Below are 22,235 nucleotides of genomic sequence, written 5' to 3'. Positions count from 1 at the left end.
CACTGGAAAAAAACCTCAGGAACTGAGCGGCACGTTGTCAATGAGCCGGACCGGCCCCACCTTCGCCGCGATGATGGCCAGGCCTTCGCCGCGGAATGGTGTTTCCTTGCAGTTCTCGGCCAGGGGCTCAAGGGTCTCCGGGTCCACCACGTCGAAGTAGTCCAGTCCCACCAGGGGCTGGGATTCCACCAGGGCCTGGGCGGACTCCAGATCCAATGGTTCGTGGGCGTTGGCGCGCTCCTCGAGGAGCCTCAGCGCGCGGGACAGCACCAGGGCGGCCTCGCGTTCCTCACCGGACAGGAACCTGTTCCGGCTGCTCAAGGCCAGCCCGTCGGCGGAGCGGACGGTTGGAACAGCCACGATCTCCACGGGGAAGTTCAGGTCCGTCACCATGCGCCGCACCAGCGTCAGTTGCTGGGCATCCTTCTGGCCGAAGTAGGCGCGGTACGCCGGCAGGCCCGCACCGGCGCCGGTCACGAAGGCGCCTCCGCCGGGGAGCCCGGTCCCGGGGATGCCGTAGTGCAGCAGCTTGGCCACCACCGTGAGTGCACCGTCGAAATGGCCCGGGCGGGATGCGCCTTCCCATTTCCCGGCCAGCCGTCCGGCCGTCACCCGGACCAAGGGCTCGCCGCCCGGATAGACCTCCTCCACGGCAGGTGCGAACACCAGGTCCACGCCCTCGGCGTCCAGGAGTTCCATGTCCGCTTCGAGGGTGCGGGGGTAGCGGTCCAGGTCCACAGCCTCGCCGAACTGCAGCGGATTGACGAAGATGCTGGCCACCACAACGTCGTTTTGTTCGACGGCGGTGCGCGCCAGCCTGGCATGGCCTTCGTGCAGGGCGCCCATGGTGGGAACAAGTCCCTGCGACGAGCCCTGTTTTTCCGTCAGCAGCCGTGCGCTCTCGGCCCTCAGCTGCGCTGCGGTGGTCACCAGTTTGATCGCCAAGTCAGTTTCCTCCAGTGGCCTGCGGCCCGTCGTTGTCCACACCGTCGTTGTCCACACCGTCCAGGGCTTTCCGGATGGCATCCAGCTGGTCCGGTTTCAGCAGTCCCCGGCTCCCGGCGCGGTGCGCTGTGGCCCGCGCCATGGCCAGGTAGGCCTCCAGAATATCGCCGCCGGCACCGGCGTCGTGTTCCCGCAGGGCCTCCGCATGCGCGGCGACCGTGCCGACATCGCCCCGGGCCACCGGGCCTGTGAGGGCGGACTCGCCGGAGGCAAGCGCGTTCTCCAACGTTGCCCGCAGCAGTGGTCCCAGCATGCGTTCGGGGGATTCCACGCCCACTTCGCGCAGCAGCTGTGAGGCCTGGGCTACGAGGGTGACCAGGTGGTTCGACCCGTGCGCCAGGGCCGCGTGGTACTGGGTACGGTCGCCTTCCGCAATCACCACCGGCTCGGCGCCCATCTCCACCACCAATGCCTGCGCAATGGGCAGCATTGCAGCGTCCGCCGTCACCCCGAATGTGCAGTCCAGCAGCCGGGTGAGGTCCAGGCTCATGCCGGTGAAGGTCATGGCGGGGTGCAGCGCGAGCGGAACGGCACCGGCTGCCCGCACCGGGTGCAGGATGCCCACGCCGAAGCGGCCCGAGGTGTGGGCCACGAGCTGTCCGGGCTGCCAGGCGCCGAGCTTGGCGAGGCCTTCCACAAGCCCGCCGAGGGCGTCGTCGGGGACTGCCAGCAGCACCAGCTCGGAGCGTTCCACGATGTCCTGCACGTCGAGCACCGGCACGCCCGGGAGCAGGGTTTCGGCGCGTTCCCGGCTGGCGTCCGAGACGGCGGAAACCCCGACGACGGCGTGCTCCGCGGCGCGCAGCGCCGCACCGAGGACTGCGCCCACCTTGCCGGCTCCAATGATTCCGACGCCGAGGCGTCCTGGCTTAGCCATGGTGCGGGCCTTCCTGGTGGGTTTGTAGGTCGACAGGCTTGGTTTCGACGGGCTTGGTTTCGCTCCCCGCCTCCACAGCCGCTTCCGGCGCGACCTGCGCGAGCCATTGCTCGCTGGTCTGGCGTTTGCGGGCTTTCCGGGCACGGGCGGCCTGGGCATCGAACAGGTCGCGGGCCTCGTCCAGTCCGGCTTGGATGACCCGCGGGGACACCGGTCCGGCCGTGGTGTGCAGTACGAGGTCCGCCACCCGGAAGCGCCTCGCCAGCGGCCCCTGGTGCAGGGCCATCGACTGCGTGCGCTGGTGCGGAACCACCACCAGCTCGCGCCACAGGCGGCCGGAACGGATCAGCAGCGCCGTATCCGTGGCGGTGAACCCGTTGCGGCGCCAGCCCAGCGGTGCCAGCAGGCGCACACGGCGGGGGCTGGTGACGAACCCGCCGTCGGGCTCTTCGCCCGAAATCCCCCGGAGGGTGACGGGCTGGAGGGAGACGGACCCGCCGGAGACATCCCGGCGGGGGCCAGACCGGTCAGGCCGGCGGCAAAAACGCGGGCGGGGTCCGGCGTACCCGGGTCGGGGAGCACCAGCGCAAGCATCCTCATGACGTCTGCCAGGACGCCCACCGGGAGAAGCGTGGTGCGCGACGCGCCTTCCCCGTTGCTGCCGGGGCCGCCGTAGCCGGCCACGTTCACCTGCATCCGGTACCAGCCGAAGATCCGCCACAGCGGCGGCTGCGTGACTTTTACGGCCTGGATCCTGCCGGGCGGCAGGGTCTGCGCCTGCGTATCCAGCAGCCCGTAACGGAGCCGGATGCCGTCGGGCGAAATGGCGGCGGTGAAGTTGTAACCCTTGTTGAACGCCCCCCAGTACGCGGCTGCCAGGCCGAGGACGGCGGGGATCAGGTAGAAGTAGAAGCCTCGGCTTTCAGTGATGGCGGACAGCACCACGGAAGCCACCGCGCCCAGGACCACGAAGAAGCTCTGCTCACTGAGCAGCAGCGAACCGACAAGGCGCGACGGCGGCACGGACAGGACGGCGTATTCCGGCGCCTCCGGCAGGGCTGCTTCGGGTCGGGCGGGGTCGGGTTCCAGGCCGGCCGCCCGGGCCAGGATGGTGGCCCGCAGCTGGCGGGCGTCGTCAATGCGAAGGTAGGCGAGGCGCACGGCCGATTCGCCGGCGTCGGCCACCTCGAACTTGAGTTCGGCGAGGCCGAAGATCCTGGCCAGGAGCGGCTGCATGATGTCGATGGCCTGCACCCGGTCCAAGCGGGCCTGGCGCTGCTGCTTGAACAGGAAGCCGGTGTTCACCCGGACGAAGCCCTCGGCCACCTGGTACCGGGTGAAGTACCACGTGGTGATGAACCCCAGGACGGCCAGCACCAGGACCGCTCCGCCGCCGGCGAGCAGGAACGGCACGCGTCCGGTAAACATGTCATCCATCAGGGGCCTGCCCTGCAGGAGCCGCTCGAAGGTATCGCGGCCGAAGAAGAAACCGATGGCGGCAAGCGCCACCCAACCCCGGATAAACGGTGAGGCGGGATGCACCCGCAGCCACTCGCCGTCGGGCTTTCCGGTGATCTGCCCGGCAGGGCCGGGGCTCGGCCCGGCAGCACCCTGGGCAGGCCCGGGTCCGGCCCCGCCGGGTGTCACAGCGCTGTCAGGGGTCACAGCCCGGCCAGCCGTGCAGCGCCCCGGGCGGACAGCTGCTCGCGGAGCCGCGCCCCCTCGTCGGCCGGCAGGCCGGGAATCTCCGCATTGGTCCCGGCCGAAGCGGTGTGCAGCTTCAGCGTGCAGAGGCCCAGGCCGCGTTCCACGGGACCCACACCGATGTCCACGTACTGCATCCGGCCGTAGGGAACCACCAGTGTGCGCTGGAAGAAGATGCCGCTGCGGATCAGGAGGTCGTCGTCGCGCTCGGCGTAGCCGATGGCCCGCACCTGGCGGGGTATCAGCAGCAGCCGCCAGACGGCCAGCAGCAAAGTGACTGCCGGGACGGTGACGGCCAGCCAGAGCGGGACCCACTCCCACCAGCCCGCCAGCCTGAACACGAGCGGCAGCGACAGCAGTGCCACGGCGATGAGGTTCCCCAACGCCCATTCGACCAGTCGGACTGTCACGTATTTGGGCGAAACCCGGAGCCAGGAAATCCCCGGCGGATCAATCGCCTCGGTAGGCATATTCGCCTTCCCCTTTGGGCTTGCGGGCGCCCCGTCCCGGTGTTCCCGTGGCCCCGTCGGCGTCGCCGTCTTCGGGCGGAATCCGGCAGAAGCGTTCCACCACAAGCCCCACGATGATCATGGCCAGTCCCCCGCCGGCCATGGAAAAGGCCAGCCAGGTGATTCCCTGGTCGCTGCGCAGGTTCCAAAGCCTGAGCAGGTCCAGGAAGATTCCCGCGTGCCAGCCCAGCAGCACCGTTCCGGTGTACGCACATGCCTGGGCGAGGACCAGGGTCCAGGCGGCCAGGATGGGGTTCAGCATTTTCTTCTTCTTGCCGTTCCGCCAGCGCAGAACGCGGATCCCCAGCACCAGCGTGAGCGCCACGATCACTCCCATGGTCACCAGCCCGGTCTGGGGGAGCACGGGGGTGGCAAGGCCGTAGCGGGTGGTCATGACGGTCGCGAACCAGCCGGCAATGGCAAGGACCAGCCCAACGACGATCAGGAGGAACGGATTGACGGGTTTCACGGCCTACTCCACTGCCCCTGCCGTGGGCAGGCCGTCGAAGTCGCCGAAACCGTCGAAGGGGGCAAGGTCCGGGAAGTCCGCGGCCCTGGCGGCGAGTTCGCCCACCCGGACGCCGTTAAGCTCTGCCGAGGGGTCGATGAGCGACCACGGGTAGAGCACAAACGCCCGCTCCGCGGCGCGGGGATGCGGGAGGGTCAGTGCCGGATCCGAACTCACGACGTCACCGTAGGCGATGATGTCCACGTCCAGGGTCCGCGGACCCCACCTGACTTCGCGCACCCGGTGGTGCTTGTTTTCCACGGCCTGGCAATGGCGCAGCAGCTCCGAGGGCGGCAGCGAGGTTTCCACGGTGATCACCATGTTAAGGAAGTCAGGCTGGCCCTCAGGTCCGCCGACGGCCTTGGTCTGGACTACCGGGGAAACCGCGATCAGCCGCACTTCCGGACGGTCCACGAGGTCCGCGACGGCGCTGGAGAGGGTGTCGTTCCGCTCGCCCAGGTTGCTGCCGAGGGCCAGTACCGCCCGGACATACGGGTTGTTCGAATACGGCGGGTTCATGACCGCCGCCGATGCACGCTGACGGAGACGTCGCCGAACTCCACCTCAATGGGGGCCTTGGGCTTGTGCACCGTGATGTCCACGGCGGCCAGCGGGAATTCCTTCAAGAGGTCTTCGGCGATGCGGACGGCCAGGGCCTCGATCAGGTTAAGCGGGTCGCCGGTGATCCAGTGCTTGATGCGTTCGGCCACCTCGCCGTAATGGGCGGTGTCCAGGACGTCGTCCGAGGCGGCCGCCTTGGTGAAGTCCAGGTGCAGCACCGCGTCAACGATGAACGGCTGGCCGTTGCGGCGTTCAAAATCGAACACCCCGTGATGGCCGACGGCGGTAACACCGCTCAGCGTGATTGTGTCCATGGTGGCTGCCTAGTTGGTGGGACTGGAATGGCTGAGCGGTCCGGCGGACATCCGTGCGGCAACCTTGACGGCGTCAAGGCTGGGTCCGACGTCGTGCACCCGCACAGCCCATGCGCCGCGGGCGGCGCTGATGGCTGTAATGGCGGCAGTCGCGTGGTCCCGTTCGCCGGGTGCGGCAGCCTTGCCCGCCACGGTCAGCAAGGTACCGAGGAAGCGTTTGCGGGAGGCGCCCACCAGAAGCCTGTGGCCCAGCGCCTCCAGCGGAGCCATGTTCCGCAGGAGCTCCCAGTTCTGGGCATCATTCTTGGAGAAGCCCAGGCCCGGGTCCACGATGATCTGTTCCGGCGCCACTCCGGCCGCATACAGTTTGTCCCGCACGCCCACCAGTTCAGCGGCTACTTCCTCCGCCACGTTGCCGTAGTCCGTGAGCGAGTTCATGGTCTTGGCATCGCCGCGGCGGTGCGTCAGCACGTACGGAGCACCGGTACGGGCGGCCAATTCGGCCATCTCGGGCTCCATCGTCAGCCCGGAGACGTCATTGATAATGGTGGCACCGGCCTTGAGGGCAGCGGCAGCCGTAGAAGCGTGGGTGGTATCAATGCTGACCAGGGCGCCGGCCTTGACCATGGCCTCGACCACCGGCAGGACACGGCGCTGTTCTTCTTCGGGGCTGACTTCCTCCGCGCCTGGGCGGGTGGACTCGCCGCCGACGTCGATGATGTCGGCACCCGCGTAGAACATCCGGAGGCCGGCGGCGATGGCGGTGTCCGGCGTCGGGTGCGTGCCGCCGTCGCTGAAGGAGTCCGGGGTGACGTTCAGGATGCCCATCACCAGCGTGCGGTCCGTGGGGAGATCTTCAAACTTGGCTGCCGGCCGCGGTTTACGCAGGATGGGCAAGGGGCTTGTTGCGGGTCCGGTTCCAGGGGCTGCAGCTAGGGAGTCCATAGTCTGTTTATTACCTTCCGAGTATGAGGCTCATGGCTTCGGCACGGGTGGCCGGGTCATGCAGTTGACCGCGCACGGCGCTGGTGACGGTCTTGGCACCGGGCTTGCGGATGCCGCGCATGGACATGCACAGGTGTTCGCATTCCACGACCACGATCGCTCCGCGCGGCTTGAGGTGCGTTACCAGTGCTTCGACGATCTGGGTAGTGAGCCGCTCCTGCACCTGGGGGCGTTTGGCGAACATGTCCACCAGCCTGGCGAGCTTGCTCAGCCCCGTGACCTTGCCGTCGTGGGACGGAATGTAGCCAACGTGCGCCACGCCGTGGAACGGCACCAGGTGGTGCTCGCAGGTGGAGTAGAACGGGATGTCCTTGACCAGGACCAGCTCCTCATGGTCCAGGTCGAAGGTGGTGGACAGGATTTCCGCAGGGTCGTGGTGCAGGCCGGCGAAGACCTCAGCGTAGGCCTTGGCCACCCTTTTAGGGGTGTCCAGGAGGCCGCCGCGGTCCGGGTCTTCCCCGATGGCCAGCAGGATTTCCCTGACCGCCGCCTCGATCCGTGGCCGGTCAACCTTGATATGGCCGGCATGCTGCGCGTGGTCTGCAGCTGAGGGACCGGGGCCGGCGGAAACGTCGTCGTCGTCGAAATGAGTCACAGAAGAAGCTTAGCCGTGCTGCGGTCCGTCGGTGCTGACGTCCGTAACACCGCCGCCGAAGGTCTCCTGCCCTGCCACGCCCTGCGGGTGCGGCGGCCGAGCGTCCAGCGGCTCCTCCAGGCGGGCTTCCTTGGCTTCCTCCTGGGCTTCACGTTCGGCCCGCTCGTGCCGGGACTCGACGGGGCCGGCGCTCTGCACCGGGCGGGTTTCCTTGGAGAGCCACACCTCGCGGAAGTCGCGTTTGCGGATGTCCCGGAAGACGTACGCAATCTCGGCCTGGTTAAGGGTCTCCCGCTCCAGCAGTTCCAGGGCCAGGGAGTCGAGGATGTCGCGGTTCTCGGTGAGGATCGCGTAGGCCTCGTCGTGGGCCTGGTCGATCAACCGGCGCACTTCCTCATCCACGATGTAGGCGATCTGGTCGGAGTAGTTGCGCTCGTGGCCGGCATCGCGGCCCAGGAACGGCTCGCCGCCGCCCTGGCCGAGGCGTACTGCGCCGACTCGTTCACTCATGCCGAATTCCGTGACCATCTTGCGGGCCGTCGCCGTGGCCTTCTCGATGTCGTTGGAGGCGCCGGTGGACGGATCGTGGAAGACGATTTCCTCGGCCACGCGGCCGCCCATGGCGTACGCCATTTGGTCCAGCAGCTCGTTGCGGGTGACGGAATACTTGTCGTTCTCCGGAACCACCATGGTGTAGCCCAGGGCGCGGCCGCGGGGCAGGATGGTGATCTTGGTGACCGGTGCCGAGTTCCGCAGTGCGGCAGCCACCAGGGCGTGTCCGCCTTCGTGGTAGGCCGTGATCTTGCGCTCGTGCTCCTTCATGACGCGGCTGCGCTTCTGCGGACCGGCCATGACGCGGTCGATGGCCTCGTCCAGGGCACGGTCGTCGATCAGGTTCGCATTGGAGCGCGCCGTCAGCAGGGCAGCTTCATTGAGGACGTTGGCGAGGTCGGCGCCGGTGTAGCCGGGGGTCTTCTTGGCAACGGCCTTGAGGTCGACCCCGGGAGCCATCGGCTTGCCCTTCGCGTGGACCTGCAGGATCTGGTCGCGGCCTACCAGGTCCGGGGCTTCAACGGTGATCTGGCGGTCGAAGCGGCCGGGGCGCAGCAGGGCCGGGTCCAGCACGTCGGGGCGGTTGGTGGCGGCGATCAGGATGACGTTGGTCTTGACGTCGAAGCCGTCCATTTCAACCAGCAGCTGGTTGAGGGTCTGCTCGCGTTCGTCGTTGCCGCCGCCGATGCCGGCGCCGCGGTGACGGCCAACGGCGTCGATTTCGTCCACGAAGATGATGGCGGGTGAGCTGGCCTTGGCCTGCTCGAAGAGGTCGCGGACACGGGACGCACCCACGCCGACGAACATTTCAACGAAGTCGGAACCCGAGATGGAGAAGAACGGCACTCCCGCTTCACCGGCTACGGCGCGGGCCAGCAGGGTCTTACCGGTACCCGGAGGGCCGTAGAGCAGCACGCCCTTGGGGATCTTGGCCCCCACGGCCTGGAACTTGGCCGGTTCCTGGAGGAATTCCTTGATTTCCTGGAGTTCCTCCACAGCCTCGTCAGCGCCGGCGACGTCGCTGAACGTCACCTGGGGCATGTCCTTGTTGACCAGCTTGGCCTTGGACTTGCCGAACTGCATGATCTTGGACCCGCCGCCCTGCATGCGGGAGAGCAGGAACCAGAAGAGGACGCCCAGCAGCAGCACGGGAATCAGGAGGGAGAACAGCCCGGAGAACCAGTTGTTTTCGATGGGCTGGTCGGTGTAGCCGCTCGAGGGGTCGGCGTCGGTTACGGCCTTGACCACGTCCGCGGCGCGGGCGTTGACAAAGAAGAACTGGACGTTCTTGCCCTTGTCCTGACCGTCGATGACCAGGTTGTCCTTGAGGACAAGGTCTACGCGGTTCTCCGCATCAAAGATCTTGGCCTGCTCCACCTTGCCCTTGTCCGCAAGGAGCTCGAGGCCCGGTTTTGTGTCGATCCGGGTTGCGCCTCCGGGGGCGAGCGTGGCAAAGGCCAGCAGGAGCATTCCGACCACAACAACGATCCAGATGCCCGGGCCCTTGAAGAAACTCTTAGCTTTCATCTGATCGGGGGCTGGCCCCGTCCCTCCTGGTAGTGCTGCACGGCGACTGGTCTGCGCGCGTGTGGTGCTGCGTCAGCTTCTAGCTATACACCGTTCGGAGTGAATCACGCACGGTGCAGGGCAAAAGTTCCCTCTAGGCGTAGCGGTACAGGGCCGCGGCCCGCTGGGGGTCCGGCCGGCCGGGAGGGATCCCGGGAAAGGCGGCTATTCGTAGACGTGGGGCGCGAGCGTTCCCACGAAGTCCAGGTTGCGGTACTTCTCGGCGTAGTCCAGGCCGTAGCCCACTACGAATTCGTTGGGGATGTCATAGCCGACGTATTTGACGTCGATCTGGACCTTGGCCGCCGTGGGCTTGCGGAAGGCGGTGCAGATTTCCACGGACGCGGTGCCGCGGGATTCCAGGTTGGTCTTGAGCCAGGACAGCGTCAGTCCGGAATCGATGATGTCCTCAACGATCAGGACGTCCTTGCCCATGAGGTCCGTGTCGAGGTCCTTGAGGATGCGCACAACGCCGGACGACTGGGTCCCGGAACCGTAGGAGGAAACTGCCATCCAGTCCATGGAAACGTGGCTGTGAAGTGCCCGCGCCAGGTCTGCCATGACCATGACCGCGCCCTTCAATACGCCGACGATGAGGAGCTCCCGGCCCTCGTAGTCCTTGTCGATCTGTGCAGCGAGCTCGGTAATCCGCTGCTGGATCTGATCCTTGGTGTAGAGAACGTGCTTGAGGTCTGCCTGGACGTCGTTTGAATCCACCAATGGCTCCTGTGTAGATGCGGGTGCGACTATTCTTGGGGCGGCTTTTGAGGCCGGAATACTAGCTTCCCACAGCGCGCGGCTTCGCGGGGACCGCCGTTGGCGGCATCTCCTGCCCGGCCCGGCGGATTCTGCCCTTCGCCAGCGAGGATTTGCGCCAGCGACAGCCGGTAGGCGCTCACTCCGCCGGGGAGTTCCACGGGGCCGGCGGAACCCTGCCGGCGCAGGAGTGCCTCCGCGGCAAGCAGGCGCTGATAGCTCGGCTGCTGGCCTCCGACGGCGGCGGCTGCCTTGGCAATCACCCGGAACCGGATGGCGGGGGCCAGCTCGCCCAGCGCAGCTTCGGGGAGGCTGATCTCCCCGCCGGACTGCTCCGCCAGTTGCTCATACGTGCTGTTGGCCACGTCGTCGAGGTAGTCGGCGTCCAATTGCAGGATGGCGGCCGTCCTGGCCAGGGACTCCGCGACGCCGGGACCGAGCTTGTCTTCCAGCATGGGGAGGACCTCCACGCGTGTCCGTGACCGGGCAAAGGACGGGTCGGCGTTGCTGGGGTCGTGCCACGGGTCCAGTCCTTCGACCGCGCAGATCTCCAGGGTGTCGGCGCGGCGGAGGCCCAGGAACGGCCGGAGCAGGAGTCCGCGGACGGGCCGCATTCCCGCCAGCGAGCGTGTTCCGGAGCCCCGGGCGAGACCGAGCAGCACCTGTTCCGCCTGGTCGTCCAGGGTGTGGCCGAGGAGGATTACATTGGCACCGGCCTGGGCTGCTGCTTCCTCCAGGGCCGCGTGGCGGGCGTCCCGGGCCGCGGCCTCGGGGCCGATCCCGGTCGACGCGACGTCAACCTGCCGCACGTCCACGGGGGAAAGCCCCAGGTCCCGGAGGACGTCGGCGGTTTGGGCGGCGACGGCGGCGGAGCCGGGCTGCAACTGGTGGTCAACGACGACGGCGCCCACCGACACGGGGTGGCCGTCCACGTGGCCGCGGCGGCCGAAGTAGGATGCGACGGCCGCGAGGGCCAGGGAATCCGGGCCGCCGCTGCAGGCGACGAGTACCCGTTCGGGGTAGCCGGCCTCGGCCAGGGCGTTCTGCAACATTTTGCGCGCCTTGCCGACGACGGGCGACAACCGGCCGGGCCGCCGTCGTCCGCTTGGGGCGTGGGACAACTAGAGCCCCATCCGCTCGAGCCAGAGCTTGGCGTCATGGATTTCCGGTTCCGTGGGCAGGTTCGCAGCGGATTCCCAGACCCGGTTGAAGCCTTCCATGCCGGCCACGTCCACCACGGCGCGGACGAATTTGGCGCCGTCCGTGTACTGGCGCATCTTGGCATCGAGGCCCAGCAGGCTGCGGATGAATTTCTCCACGACGCCCCGGTCCTTGCCCCGGGCGTTGAAGCGCTGCCGGATGGTCTTGACGGACGGGACGATGCTGGCGTCGACCGCGTCCATCACCACGTTGGCGTGGCCTTCCAGCAGGCTCATCACGGCGGTCAGGTGTGACAGGGAGGCTTTTTCTTCCGGGTCCTGGAGCAGGTCCAGGATAGCGCCGCGCCCGGGAGCCGTTCCGGCGGCCGTGCGGTCCTTGAGTGACTTGGCCGCAGCCGACGCGCGCTCGAGGAGGGTGTCGACGTTGCCCAGCAGGTGCTCGCTAAGGTTGTCGATCTCGTTGAGCATGTGGTGGCGCAGCCAGGGTGCGGCCGCGAACTGCACGCGGTGCGTCTGTTCGTGCAGGCAGACCCACAGCCGGAAGTCCTCGGGGGCAACGTTGAGTTCGCGCTCCACCTGGACGATGTTCGGCGCAACCAGCAGAAGGCGTCCGCCGGCGGGGGCCGTTGAGTCTTCGGCGAGTGCCGAGAAAGGATCGTACTGGCCCAGGACCTTGCTGGAGAGGAAGGCGAGCACGGCGCCCAACTGGCTTCCCGTGATGGCGCCGCTGACGGACGCCGCACCGGGGCTCATGGTTCCGCGGCGGCCCTCCAGCATCTTTTCCATCGCCGGCTTCAGCATGACGGCGAAGCTCTGGGTGTTGGCCTTGGCCCAGGAGGCGCGGTCCACCACCAGCACGGAGGAATCGCGGAGGTCCCGCGCGGCTTCCAGCCCGGTGATGTCATGGACGTGCGGCACGGAGATGTCCGCCATCAGGCGCAGGTTCTCCACGGCCGTCCCGATTTCGGCGGAACCCAGCGAAGGGCCTGCCGGAGCCAGCCGCGCAGCGGTTGACGCCGCGAGCTCCCAGTTGATCAGCGCCTGGGCCTGTACCGATGAATCGCCTGCAGTTGACTCCATAGCGTCCATCAGATCACAGCACCCCGAGGTTGCGCCTTAAGTTCGCTGACCGGCGAACCGGCCGCGTGCCGGACGGGCGGGCGTTGCGGGCGGCACTGCTCCGGCGGGGGCCGCCCGCTAGCGGCAGCCGCAGGACGCCAAGGCTGACGCCGTGCGGTCCAGCGCCGTCCTGTTTCCCGCAGCGCCGGGCTCCAGGCCGTTCCCTATAAAGGAGAACACCAGGAGGCGTCCGTCGGCGTCCACAACATAGCCGCTGAGGGCAATCACGGAATTCAGGGTTCCGGTCTTTGCCCGCACCAGCCCCGCACCGCCCTCCGTGGACGCATCGGTGTACCTGCTGCCCAGCGTTCCGGTCAGGCCTGCCACCGGAAAGCCGCCGATGGCTGCCCGCAGGCTGGGCTCGGTTCCGGAGGTGATGGCCCTGACGATCTCCGACAGCTGGCCGGCCGATACCTGGTTTCCCAGTGACAGGCCGGAGACGTCGGCCACGCGGAGGCCGTCCGTGGGGATTCCCAGGTCCTGCACCTGCTTGTACACAGTGGACGTGGCGCCGTCATTGCTGCCGGGTTGTCCGGTGGCCAGGGCCGCCAGGCGGCCCAGCACCTCCGCCAGGTAGTTGTCCGAGGTCTGCAGCATCAGGTCCACCTGCTGGCGGAGCGTGGCGGACTGGACTTCGGCCAGCACCTTGCCGGTTTCCGGGGCTTTGGCGCGCTCGACGCCGGGAGCGACGGACAACCCGGCGGCGGCACCTGCCGCTGTGAGCTGGGCGGAGAACGCCTCCGCCGCGCTCATGGCTGCGTCCTGCGGGCGCGGTCCGGTGGTAACCGCGGGATCGTACCTGGCCGAGTTGAGGGCCAGCGGGAACAGGGGCGCGGTCTCCCCTGCGGCCACATCGTCCGGGCTCCACGTCGGGTTCAGGGCGGGACCGGTAAATAAGGAGTCGTCCAGCCGGACCTGCACCGGACCCTTGACGCCGTTTTCCTGCAGAGACTTGACCGTGAGCCGGGCAAGCGTGGCCAGCCCGGCGTGCCCCATCACGGCGTCACGGGAGGACTCCCCGGCACCCAGCAGGACGTCGCCGCCGCCGGTCAGCACAACCGATCCCGCCTCGGCGCCGGCAACCACAGTGGTGCTGAAACGCTGGTCCGGGCCAACGGCCCGCAGGGCGGCAGCGGCTGTCAGAAGCTTCATGTTGGAGGCAGGCACCCTGCCGTTCGAGCCGTCCCGGTCAAACAACACCTGGCCGGTGGCGGCGTCCTGCACCACGCCGGCGAATGACCCGCTGCCGTCGGTCTTCAGGGTGGCGTTGAGCTGCGCGGCGAGCGTGTCCGGCCACGGGACGGGGGCCGAGTCCTTGAGGGGTGAAATGCCTTGCGGAAGGGAAAGGTCCCGCGGGACCTGCTGCCAGGCGGGAACCGCGGACGCAGTGCTTTCCGGGTTTGGCAACTGGCCCGTCAAAGCGGGGGCGACGAGCATGGCCGCCGGGACGGCGAGGGCCACGATCAGGATGGTCAGCAGCGCCAGCGGCAGCTGCCGCCTGATGTTCTCAAACCAGGGATGCGTGGCCGCGCGGCTCATCATGCGTTTCATGCTGCTGCTGGTCCTTTAGTCCTGAAATGTCCCCACTAGTTCATGAAACCTGGGCCTATCGCTATATCCTCAATAGTAGTCGGCGGCACCGACACTCCTTTTGCTGGTATTTCCGTGTGCCGCGAACACCCCTGAAGTCGAGGAGCATTCCATGAAGCATGACGTGACCATCGAGATCCCCAAGGGATCACGCGTCAAGTACGAAGTCGATCACGAGACCGGCCGCGTCCGCCTGGACCGCGTCCTGTTCACCTCCATGCAGTACCCCACCCACTACGGCTTCTTCGAGAACACCCTCGGCGAAGACGGCGACCCGCTGGACGCACTGGTGCTCCTGCAGGACTTCGATCTTCACCCGGGCGTCATTGTTGAAGCCCGCCCCATCGGCGTGTTCAACATGACCGACGACGGCGGCGGGGATGCCAAGGTTCTCTGCGTTCCCACCGACGCCCGCTTTGACCACATCAAAGAGGTCAGCGACGTGAGCGAATACCTGATCAAGGAAATCGAACACTTCTTCACCCGCTACAAGGACCTGGAGCCGGGTAAGTGGGTCAAGGCCGAAGGCTGGGGCGACCGCGCCGCTGCCGAAGCCGAGCTGGAAGCCTCCATCAAGCGCTACGTTCCGGCAGCGCACTAGCAACACCCCGTCGCACACTGGCGCGAACGGACACTTGAGGCCCTGGAATCTGCGGATTCCGGGGCCTTAAGTGTCTGTTCGCGCGCTGGAGGGTTCACGGGAACCCGGCGCCCGCCGTCGTCGTTTTCAGGGGTGTGCCAGGAATCCGTGAAATCGTTGCCCTATGAATGCCCCCGCCGTTAGTCCTCCGTGCTTCAGTCCTCCCTGCGGGCCGGTCACCGGCTGGCGGGACGGCGACGTCGTGCGCGCCACGGGAATTCCCTACGCCACGGCGGGCCGTTTCCAGCCGCCGGCAAGTGCACCCGACTGGACCGAGGTTCGTGCAGCCACCTCGCTTTCGCCGGCGTGCCCGCAGGGTCCGGTGCCGTTCCTGGATGACATCCTGGGAACCCGCTACGGTGAGCTTCCCGGTAGCGAGGACTGCCAGCGCCTGTCGATCACCATTCCGGCGGACCTCGCAGACGGCGAGCGCGTCCCTGTCATGGTGTGGCTCCATGGCGGGTCCTATACCTCCGGCTCCGGGGATCTGGCCATCTTCGACCCCAAGGCCCTGGTTGCCGAGAACCGGGTCATCGTTGTGTCCGTGACGTATCGCCTGGGCCTGTTCGGGTACCTCGCGACCGGCACGGGACGCCCAGCCAACCTTGGCCTGCTGGACCAACTGGAGGCGTTCCGCTGGGTGCAGCGCAACATCGGCGCCTTCGGCGGCGATCCGGAACGCGTCACCGCCTTCGGCCAGTCAGCAGGCGGCGACGCCGTCGCCCATTTGATGGCGACCCCGGAAGCACCATCACTGTTCCAGCGCGCCATCATCCAGAGCGCACCCCTGGGCATTACCCGGGGCCGGGAAAAAATGAGCGCTGCCATGGGCGTCGCCGCGGAACATGTCACCGAAGACACCCCGGCGATGGACGTGGTTGCCATTGAAGGGCGTGTTTCGCAGGTGGCCCGGAAGTTCGGGCTGAAGGCTGCAATGCCCTTCGGCACGCAGTACGGACACGCACCCCTGCCCCCGGAACACGAGATTGAAGCCGCGTGGAACGCAGCCGCCCCTGGAATCGAGGTCCTGATCGGCCATACCGCCGACGAGGCGCGCATGTTCCTGCCTGGCAACCCCGTCGCCAGCCGTCTCGCCAGGGTTCCGGTCGTCGGGACCGCCGTCGTAGACGCAATCAGCCGGGCCGTGACCGAAGCCGTGTACGGCCGGTCCGCCAGGAAGTTCGCCCGGCGGCACGCCCGGGCGGGAGGAAAAGCGTACAGCTACGTGCTTACGTGGGCCGCGCCCGGCAACTTCTTCGGGGCCGCCCACACTGTTGACCTGCCGCTGCTGTTCGGCGACCAGCAGACGTGGGCGGGCGCCGGCCTCGTCGCGGGCGCCTCCTGGGACGAGATCAACGCCCAGGGCCGTGCCCTCCGCGCCGTCTGGGCCCGGTTCGCTTCCGGGGAAGGCCTCGGGAACGGCGGGGAACTCCCCGGCGCACTCCGCTACCGCCCGGTTTAGCCCGTGAAGACCTTGGGCGTGGACCTCGCGGCGGCCACCAGGAAGACCGCGGCGGCAGTCCTTGACTGGACGCATGGCGGTGCAAGGCTGATCCATTTGTCCCTGGACGTCACTGACGAGGACATCGTGGAGCTGTTCGACAGCACTGACATGACGGGCATCGACTGCCCCGTGGGCTGGCCGGACGCCTTCCTGCCCTTCATCGCCGGGCACCTGAACTCCGACGCCCGCCCGGTGCTGGACCACGACGGCATCGAGGGCCGCCGGCTGCTGGCCTACCGGGACACCGACCGGTTCGTCACCGGCGCCACCGGGCTGATCCCGCTCAGCGTCTCCGCGGACCGGCTGGCCCACCCCGCCATGCGCTGCGCGGTCATCCAGGCCAAGATCGCCCGGGACTACGGGCCGCAGGCCAGGGACGGGTCGGGCAGGCTGGCGGAGGTCTACCCGGCGGCTTCGCTGAAACTCTGGGGAATCCACGCCCGCGGCTACAAAGGGCGCGGCACCCCGGAAGCGGAGCGGCTGGCCCTGATCCTGGACAGCCTGGCCCAAGCCGCGCCCTGGCTGGACCTGGCCGGACATCCTAAGGCCCTCGCGGCCTCGGACGACATGTTCGACGCCGTCATCGCCGCCCTCACAGCCCGTGCGGTCAGCCTCGGCCAGACCTTAATGCCGCCCGTGGACCACGCTGCTGCCGCGCTCACCGAGGGCTGGATCCATGTGCCGTCAGGCCCGCTCGCAGCCCTCACCGGGTAGCCGGATCACCCGCCGCCGAGCGTCCAGTCGCTGATCTCGGCCTGGTCTTCGCCGTGGCTGCGTGTGTGGTTGTGCGCCCGGATGCGGCTGTCCTGCAGCGACTGGCGCAGCAGGGAGTGCCGCTCCGCCAGGCCGGGAACCCGGTCGATCGCGTCGATGGCCAGCTGGAAGCGGTCGATCCCGTTGAGCATGGCCATGTCGAACGCCGTCGTGGTGGTGCCCTCTTCCTTGTATCCCCGGACGTGCAGGCCTTCCTGGTTGGTCCGCCGGTACGCCAGCCGGTGGATCAGGGACGGGTAGCCGTGATAAGCGAAGATGACGGGCTTGTCCGCAGTGAAGATGCCGTCAAAATCGCGTGACGTCAGCCCGTGGGGGTGTTCGCTGGCGTCCTGGAGCCGCATCAGATCCACTACGTTGACCACCCTGATCTTCAGCCCCGGCGCACCGTTCTTGAGCAGTTCGGCCGCCGCCACGGTTTCCACCGTGGGTACGTCTCCGGCGCAGGCGAGGACCACGTCCGGCTCCTCCCCCGGCACCTCCGAGCCGGCGAACTCCCAGATGCCCAGTCCCCGCTGGCAGTGGTGAGCGGCGTCGGCCGGCCCCAGCCAGGTGGGTGAGGGCTGCTTGCCGCTTACAACGATATTGACGTAGTCCCGGGACGCCAGGCAATGCTCCATGACGGACAGCAGCGTGTTGGCGTCCGGCGGCAGGTACACACGGATGACCTCGGCCTTTTTGTTCACTGCGTGGTCGATGAAGCCCGGATCCTGGTGCGAGAAGCCGTTGTGGTCCTGCTGCCAGACGTGGGAGGACAGGACGTAGTTCAGCGATGCGACCGGCTGGCGCCAGGCGAGCTCCCGGTGGACCTTGAGCCACTTGGCGTGCTGGTTGAACATCGAGTCGACAATGTGGATGAAGGCCTCGTAGCAGCTGAACACTCCGTGCCGGCCGGTCAGCAGGTAGCCTTCCAGCCAGCCCTGGCACAGGTGCTCGCTGAGCACCTCCATCACGCGGCCGGCGCGCGCAAGGTGTTCATCGGCGTCGTCGATCCGGTACTGCCACACTTTGTCCGTGACGTCGTAGACGTCCTGCAGGCGGTTGGACGCCGTCTCGTCGGGGCCGAAAAGCCGGAAAGTCTCAGGGTTTTGGACAATAACGTCCCGCATCCAGCCGCCCAGGGTGAGCATGGCGCTGACCCGCTCAACGCCCGGCCGGGGCACCTCGACGGCGTGCTTGCGGTAGTCCGGCAGCTTGAGGTCGCGCAGCAGGATGCCGCCGTTGGCGTACGGTGTGGCACTCATTCGCAATTCCCCCGCCGGAGCGTTTTGCGCGACGTCGGGCCGCAGACGTCCGCCGTCGTCGAAGAGTTCCTCGGGCCGGTAGGACTGGAGCCATTGTGCCAGCTGCGCCAGGTGCTCCGGGTTGGTGCGGACCTCGGACAGCGGCACCTGGTGGCTCCGCCAGGTGCCTTCCACCTGTTTGCCGTCCACCTGCTTGGGGCCGGTCCAGCCCTTAGGTGAACGCAGTACGATCATCGGCCATTGGGCGGCCCCTGCCTCGTCTGCCGACGGAGTCCCGGCGGCGCGGCGCTCGGCCTGGATGGCGCGGATTTCGGCGAGGCAGGTGTCCACGGCCGCGGCGAAGTCGCGGTGGGCCCCCTCGAAATCGTCCGGGTCCTCCACGGTGACGAAATGGGGTGTGTGGCCGTAGCCGCGGAGCAGCTGTTCGAGCTGGGCCTCCGGCATCCGGGCCAGGACCGTGGGATTGGCGATCTTGTAGCCGTTCAGGTGCAGGATGGGCAACACGGCACCGTCAGCCACGGGGTCCAGGAAGTTGTGCGAGTGCCAGCTGGCCGCCAGCGGCCCGGTTTCGGCCTCGCCGTCACCGATCACGACGGCGGTAATCAGCTTGGGATTGTCGAAGACGGACCCGTAGGCGTGCGCCAGGGAATACCCGAGTTCACCGCCCTCGCTAATGGAGCCCGGAGTCTCGGGAGCCGCGTGGCTGGGGATGCCGCCCGGGTAGGAGAACTGCCGGAACAGCTCCGCAAGCCCCGCTTCATCGTTGCCCACGTTGCTGTAGATCTCCGAGTAGGTGCCCTCCAGCCAAGCATTGGCCACTACCGCGGGACCGCCGTGGCCGGGCCCGGCGATGAACAACATCTCCTGCCGGTCCCGCCGGATGACCCGGTTGAGGTGGGCGTAGACGAAGTTGAGCCCGGGGGTGGTGCCCCAGTGGCCCAGGAGCCTGGACTTGGTGTCCTCCGCGCGGAGGGGTTCGCGCAGCAGCGGGTTGGAGCGGAGGTAGATCTGGCCCACGGACAGGTAGTTGGCCGCCCGCCACCAGCGGTGCACGAGCCCCAGGTCGCTGCTGTCTACCTCTGTCCTCACGTCATTCGTTGTGGTGTCACTGACTGTGTCCCCACCGAGGGCGTTGGCCATGGCGGTCCTCCGATTCCGTCAATGCCGCCGTCGGCAGCGTCCTCCCCCATCGCAACACCTTCCCGGCTCCGGCACAACCTCCGGGCGGGGCGGGTCGTCCGGCCCATCGCGGCAACTTTCCGCTTCACCACTGTTCCCGTCACCGGGGGGACGGTCACCGGGTATTCTGTGATCCACAATGTTCACGCTGACCATCAACCAAACGGACAGCCGGCGCGACGGTGACCGGGTACCGCAGTTGCTCAAGGACCTGCGGCACATACCGGCGCGCCTTGACTTCGACCGCTCAGTGGAGGACGAGGTCCAGGGCATCGTTGAGTTCCCGCAGCAAGCGGTGGAGGCGGCCCTGATCGCCCTGCGCTGCGGCAGCTGGTTCGTGGGGATCGGCGTCGGGCCGGTGAATGAGCCGCTGCCCAACCAGATCAAGGACGCCACCGGGCATGGCCTGATCTATGCCCGCCGCGCCGTGGACCGCCTGCGGAACGGCAAAGAACGCGTCCCCGTTGCCGTTGACGGTCCGTTCGCCGATCTCGCCGCGGAAGCTGAGGCCGTCCTGAAGCTCCTCGGCCACATTGTGCATGACCGCAGCGCAGCAGAGTGGCGCGTCCTGGACCTGCTGACACCCGGAGTCCGGGGCCAGCAGAAAGCTGTTGCCCACGAGCTTGGCATCACCACCCAGGCCGTCAGCAAGGCCGTGGCCAGGGCCCAGTGGAACGAGGAACACGCAGCCCGCCCGGCAGCGGCCCGGCTGCTCCAGCTGATCCTCGAGGTCCGCTGAGCCGGTGCTGCCCGCGTTTGGCCGGCGCCCCGGAAGCAGTGACTTAGGAAAGCAGGCTGCGGAGAACGTGAGCGGCGCCGTCGTCGTGGACCGACATGGTGACCTCGTCTGCAGCGGCAAGCACTTCGTCGGGGGCCTGCCCCATGGCGACGCCGCGGCCGGCCCACGTAAGCATCTCGATGTCGTTGCGGCCGTCACCGATCGCCACCGTGAGGTGCGACTCGATGCTCAGGTGTCCGCGCAGGTGCTCCAGGGCGCTGGCCTTGGTCACGCCTTCGGCCGCGATGTCCAGCCAGGCGGTCCAGCCAACGGAATAGGTGACACCGGACAGGCCGATGTGCTTGATCGCCTCGTTGAATTCTTCGGATGTGTTCTCTGAACTGAACACCACAACGCGCACAGCGGTGGCATCCAGCATGGTCTGGAAGTCCACGCCGATTGCCTCCACGCCAAAGCTGGCGTCCTGGAAGCGCTCGGTGGAAAGGAAGTTCCCGTGTTCGTCCTCCAGCGCGTACTTGGCCATGGGAAGCCGCTTGCGGAGGGCACGGAGCGCCGGGCCCGGATCGAACGTGGCCTTGCGGATGACTTCGTAGCCGTCGGGGTGGGCCGGATCGAGCCGGAGCGTCACGCCGCCGTTGCAGCACACCGCGTAGCCCGTGTCGATGCCGATCTGCTCGATGATGGGCAAGGTGGCATTCAGGGACCGGCCGGTGGCAATCAGGACTTCGTGGCCGGCGGCCACGACCGCCTGGGCCGCATCACGGACGGGAGCCGACATATGGCCGTCATGGTTGACCAGGGTGCCGTCGACGTCCAGGGCCACCATGAGCTTCTGGGCGGGGTCGTTCTTGCCGTTGTTTCGCTGGTCGTCGTTGCCAGCGACTGAGGTTTCAGTCAATGTTGTCATTCACCTAGTACAGCAGACGCCCCGGGACACCCGCTAGGACGCACGCCACAGCCACTGTGAACTTGTGGTAAACACCCACAGTTTGTCCACACTGTGGGTGTTTACCTAGGGAAAATCCGGGAACTACAGTACCGGCAGTACTTCCAGGCCGCCGAGGTACTTCTGGAGTGCCCTCGGGACGTTCACCGAGCCGTCCTCGTTCTGGTGGTGTTCGAGGATGGCCACGATCCACCGCGTGGTGGCCAGCGTGCCGTTCAGGGTGGCGACGGCCCGGGTCCCCTTCGGTGCGCCGTCCTCGTTGAGCACGCGCTCACGGATGTTCAGGCGGCGCGCCTGGAACGTGGTGCAGTTAGAGGTCGAAGTCAGTTCGCGGTAGGCGCCCTGCGTGGGCACCCAGGCTTCGCAGTCGAACTTGCGGGCCGCCGAGTTGCCGAGGTCGCCCGCTGCGGTGTCGATTACCCGGTAGGGGAGCTCGCACTTGGCCAGCATCTCCTCTTCCCACGCAAGCAGGCGCTCATGCTCGGCGGCGGCCTCTTCCACCGTGGTGTAGATGAACATTTCCACCTTGTTGAACTGGTGGACCCGGATGATGCCGCGGGTGTCCTTACCATGCGACCCTGCTTCGCGCCGGTAGCAGGAGCTCTGGCCGGCGTAGCGGATGGGGCCTGCAGAGAGGTCCAGGATCTCGTCCGCGTGGTAACCGGCCAAGGCCACCTCCGAGGTGCCCACCAGATACAAGTCGTCTTCGGCGAGGCGGTAGATCTCGGCGTCGTGCTTGACGTCGAATCCGGTGCCCTGCATCGTTTCCGGACGGACCAGCGTGGGGGTGATCATAGGGATGAAGCCAGCGTCGATGGCCTGTTCCATGGCCATCTGCAGGAGTGCCATCTCCAGCCGGGCGCCCACGCCGCGGAGGAAGTAGAAGCGTGAACCGGACACCTTGGCGCCGCGCTCCATGTCGATGGCGCCGATGAGCTCGCCGATTTCCAGGTGGTCCTTCGGCTCGAAATCGGGGAATTCGCGGGGTTCGCCGACGGTCTTGACCACGATGTAGTCGTCCTCGCCGCCCTCCGGCACGCCGTCCACAATCAGGTTGGGTATGGCGCGGAGCAGTTCCTCCTGCTGCGCCTGGGCAACGTCGGCTTCAGCCGATGCGGCCTTGACCGAGGCGGCCAGGACTTTGACCTCCGCCAGCAGGGCCTGCTTTTCCTCGCCCTTTGCCTGTGCCACCTTCTTGCCGAACGCATTCTGCTCGGCGCGGAGGTTTTCGAAGCGGATCAAAGCCGCACGCCGTGCCGCGTCTGCCGAGATGATCGCATCCACCACGGACTCGTCGGCGCCGCGGGCGCGCTGGCTGGCACGGAACTTGTCCGGATTTTCGCTGAGGTCTTTTACGTCGATCACCAGACAAGAGTATCGAATCCGCCCGC

General features: G+C 67.4%; 20 protein-coding genes and 1 pseudogene. 4 read left to right on the top strand and 17 right to left on the bottom strand.

Going from position 1 to position 22,235, the window contains the following annotated elements; genetic code table 11:
- Window positions 1–15 precede the first annotated feature (15 nt).
- From JOE41_RS12015 to dacB, 14 genes and pseudogenes are all read right to left on the bottom strand, one after another.
- Entirely contained in the window at window positions 16–945 is a 930-nt protein-coding gene (locus JOE41_RS12015; RefSeq protein ID WP_209752467.1) for a pantoate--beta-alanine ligase, read from the bottom strand.
- A 1-nt stretch (window position 946) separates the two neighbouring features.
- Window positions 947–1,882, bottom strand: a complete 936-nt coding sequence (locus tag JOE41_RS12010; RefSeq protein ID WP_011690030.1) for a Rossmann-like and DUF2520 domain-containing protein — start codon at window positions 1,880–1,882, stop codon at window positions 947–949.
- A pseudogene (locus tag JOE41_RS12005) lies at window positions 1,875–3,529 on the bottom strand (PH domain-containing protein). Before JOE41_RS12005 ends, JOE41_RS12010 begins: the two are co-directional and overlap by 8 nt.
- Window positions 3,530–3,543: 14 nt before the next feature.
- Window positions 3,544–4,056 (bottom strand): PH domain-containing protein, encoded by a 513-nt coding sequence (locus tag JOE41_RS12000; RefSeq protein WP_043429222.1) that lies wholly within the window; start codon window positions 4,054–4,056, stop codon window positions 3,544–3,546.
- On the bottom strand, window positions 4,037–4,564 hold the full coding sequence (locus JOE41_RS11995) for a DUF3180 domain-containing protein (RefSeq protein WP_011690027.1): 528 nt from the start codon (window positions 4,562–4,564) through the stop codon (window positions 4,037–4,039). Before JOE41_RS11995 ends, JOE41_RS12000 begins: the two co-directional genes overlap by 20 nt.
- 3 nt (window positions 4,565–4,567) lie before the next feature.
- Window positions 4,568–5,122 (bottom strand): 2-amino-4-hydroxy-6-hydroxymethyldihydropteridine diphosphokinase, encoded by a 555-nt coding sequence (gene folK / locus JOE41_RS11990; RefSeq protein ID WP_011690026.1) that lies wholly within the window; start codon window positions 5,120–5,122, stop codon window positions 4,568–4,570.
- Window positions 5,119–5,478 carry a dihydroneopterin aldolase gene (folB, locus tag JOE41_RS11985; RefSeq protein WP_209752466.1) on the bottom strand — a complete coding sequence of 120 codons (360 nt, stop codon included), beginning with the start codon at window positions 5,476–5,478 and terminating at the stop codon, window positions 5,119–5,121. The genes folK and folB overlap by 4 nt, the downstream gene beginning before the upstream one ends.
- A 9-nt stretch (window positions 5,479–5,487) precedes the next feature.
- On the bottom strand, window positions 5,488–6,423 hold the full coding sequence (gene folP / locus JOE41_RS11980) for a dihydropteroate synthase (protein WP_209752465.1): 936 nt from the start codon (window positions 6,421–6,423) through the stop codon (window positions 5,488–5,490).
- Between the two features lie 10 nt (window positions 6,424–6,433).
- Window positions 6,434–7,078 (bottom strand): GTP cyclohydrolase I FolE, encoded by a 645-nt coding sequence (gene folE / locus JOE41_RS11975; protein WP_011690023.1) that lies wholly within the window; start codon window positions 7,076–7,078, stop codon window positions 6,434–6,436.
- 9 nt (window positions 7,079–7,087) lie between these two features.
- Window positions 7,088–9,157, bottom strand: coding sequence for an ATP-dependent zinc metalloprotease FtsH (ftsH, locus tag JOE41_RS11970; RefSeq protein WP_011690022.1), 2,070 nt, complete (start codon window positions 9,155–9,157; stop codon window positions 7,088–7,090).
- 204 nt (window positions 9,158–9,361) lie between these two features.
- Window positions 9,362–9,913 carry a hypoxanthine phosphoribosyltransferase gene (gene hpt / locus JOE41_RS11965; RefSeq protein ID WP_011690021.1) on the bottom strand — a complete coding sequence of 184 codons (552 nt, stop codon included), beginning with the start codon at window positions 9,911–9,913 and terminating at the stop codon, window positions 9,362–9,364.
- A 29-nt stretch (window positions 9,914–9,942) separates the two neighbouring features.
- Window positions 9,943–11,004 (bottom strand): tRNA lysidine(34) synthetase TilS, encoded by a 1,062-nt coding sequence (tilS, locus tag JOE41_RS11960; protein WP_209752464.1) that lies wholly within the window; start codon window positions 11,002–11,004, stop codon window positions 9,943–9,945.
- 69 nt (window positions 11,005–11,073) lie between these two features.
- Window positions 11,074–12,192: a zinc-dependent metalloprotease gene (locus tag JOE41_RS11955; RefSeq protein ID WP_209752463.1), complete on the bottom strand. Its 1,119-nt coding sequence runs from the start codon at window positions 12,190–12,192 to the stop codon at window positions 11,074–11,076.
- A gap of 117 nt (window positions 12,193–12,309) precedes the next feature.
- Complete coding sequence (gene dacB / locus JOE41_RS11950) at window positions 12,310–13,773, bottom strand: D-alanyl-D-alanine carboxypeptidase/D-alanyl-D-alanine-endopeptidase (RefSeq protein ID WP_374068740.1); 1,464 nt, start codon at window positions 13,771–13,773, stop codon at window positions 12,310–12,312.
- 160 nt (window positions 13,774–13,933) lie between these two features.
- On the opposite strand from dacB, the gene JOE41_RS11945 reads away from it, so the two are divergent.
- The 3 genes from JOE41_RS11945 (at window position 13,934) to JOE41_RS11935 (ending at window position 16,679) form a co-directional block, all read left to right on the top strand.
- Entirely contained in the window at window positions 13,934–14,422 is a 489-nt protein-coding gene (locus JOE41_RS11945; protein ID WP_028270315.1) for an inorganic diphosphatase, read from the top strand.
- A 163-nt stretch (window positions 14,423–14,585) separates the two neighbouring features.
- Entirely contained in the window at window positions 14,586–15,923 is a 1,338-nt protein-coding gene (locus JOE41_RS11940; protein WP_209752461.1) for a carboxylesterase family protein, read from the top strand.
- A 3-nt stretch (window positions 15,924–15,926) separates the two neighbouring features.
- The gene (locus JOE41_RS11935; protein ID WP_209752460.1) at window positions 15,927–16,679 is read left to right on the top strand and encodes a DUF429 domain-containing protein; all 753 of its coding nucleotides are present in this window, start codon (window positions 15,927–15,929) and stop codon (window positions 16,677–16,679) included.
- Window positions 16,680–16,684: 5 nt separating this feature from the next.
- Here JOE41_RS11935 and JOE41_RS11930 read toward each other — a convergent pair whose 3' ends face one another.
- The gene (locus JOE41_RS11930; protein ID WP_209752459.1) at window positions 16,685–19,120 is read right to left on the bottom strand and encodes a phosphoketolase; all 2,436 of its coding nucleotides are present in this window, start codon (window positions 19,118–19,120) and stop codon (window positions 16,685–16,687) included.
- Between the two features lie 178 nt (window positions 19,121–19,298).
- Between JOE41_RS11930 and JOE41_RS11925 the strand changes: the two genes are divergently transcribed.
- Entirely contained in the window at window positions 19,299–19,898 is a 600-nt protein-coding gene (locus JOE41_RS11925) for a hypothetical protein (RefSeq protein WP_011690013.1), read from the top strand.
- 43 nt (window positions 19,899–19,941) lie between these two features.
- Here the strand turns inward: JOE41_RS11925 and JOE41_RS11920 are convergent, their stop codons facing one another.
- Both JOE41_RS11920 and serS read right to left on the bottom strand, forming a co-directional pair.
- Entirely contained in the window at window positions 19,942–20,805 is an 864-nt protein-coding gene (locus tag JOE41_RS11920; protein WP_209752458.1) for an HAD family hydrolase, read from the bottom strand.
- A 123-nt stretch (window positions 20,806–20,928) separates the two neighbouring features.
- Complete coding sequence (gene serS, locus JOE41_RS11915) at window positions 20,929–22,209, bottom strand: serine--tRNA ligase (protein ID WP_011690011.1); 1,281 nt, start codon at window positions 22,207–22,209, stop codon at window positions 20,929–20,931.
- Window positions 22,210–22,235: the final 26 nt, after the last annotated feature.

It is taken from the genome of Arthrobacter sp. PvP103, assembly GCF_017833075.1.
GTDB lineage: Bacteria > Actinomycetota > Actinomycetes > Actinomycetales > Micrococcaceae > Arthrobacter.
The sequence above is the reverse complement of the archived record's forward strand: the minus strand, read 5'-3'. Positions and strand labels throughout refer to the sequence as shown.

What these genes read in the sequence shown, in the direction of transcription:
- JOE41_RS12010 (WP_011690030.1), bottom strand. Translation starts at nt 1,882, where the DNA reads ATGGCTAAGCCAGGACGCCTCGGCGTCGGAATCATTGGAGCCGGCAAG.
- JOE41_RS12000 (WP_043429222.1), bottom strand. Translation starts at nt 4,056, where the DNA reads ATGCCTACCGAGGCGATTGATCCGCCGGGGATTTCCTGGCTCCGGGTT.
- folK (WP_011690026.1), bottom strand. Translation starts at nt 5,122, where the DNA reads ATGAACCCGCCGTATTCGAACAACCCGTATGTCCGGGCGGTACTGGCC.
- folB (WP_209752466.1), bottom strand. Translation starts at nt 5,478, where the DNA reads ATGGACACAATCACGCTGAGCGGTGTTACCGCCGTCGGCCATCACGGG.
- folP (WP_209752465.1), bottom strand. Translation starts at nt 6,423, where the DNA reads ATGGACTCCCTAGCTGCAGCCCCTGGAACCGGACCCGCAACAAGCCCC.
- ftsH (WP_011690022.1), bottom strand. Translation starts at nt 9,157, where the DNA reads ATGAAAGCTAAGAGTTTCTTCAAGGGCCCGGGCATCTGGATCGTTGTT.
- tilS (WP_209752464.1), bottom strand. Translation starts at nt 11,004, where the DNA reads ATGTTGCAGAACGCCCTGGCCGAGGCCGGCTACCCCGAACGGGTACTC.
- JOE41_RS11955 (WP_209752463.1), bottom strand. Translation starts at nt 12,192, where the DNA reads ATGGAGTCAACTGCAGGCGATTCATCGGTACAGGCCCAGGCGCTGATC.
- dacB (WP_374068740.1), bottom strand. Translation starts at nt 13,773, where the DNA reads ATGATGAGCCGCGCGGCCACGCATCCCTGGTTTGAGAACATCAGGCGG.
- JOE41_RS11945 (WP_028270315.1), top strand. Translation starts at nt 13,934, where the DNA reads ATGAAGCATGACGTGACCATCGAGATCCCCAAGGGATCACGCGTCAAG.
- JOE41_RS11940 (WP_209752461.1), top strand. Translation starts at nt 14,586, where the DNA reads ATGAATGCCCCCGCCGTTAGTCCTCCGTGCTTCAGTCCTCCCTGCGGG.
- JOE41_RS11930 (WP_209752459.1), bottom strand. Translation starts at nt 19,120, where the DNA reads ATGGCCAACGCCCTCGGTGGGGACACAGTCAGTGACACCACAACGAAT.
- JOE41_RS11925 (WP_011690013.1), top strand. Translation starts at nt 19,299, where the DNA reads ATGTTCACGCTGACCATCAACCAAACGGACAGCCGGCGCGACGGTGAC.
- JOE41_RS11920 (WP_209752458.1), bottom strand. Translation starts at nt 20,805, where the DNA reads ATGACAACATTGACTGAAACCTCAGTCGCTGGCAACGACGACCAGCGA.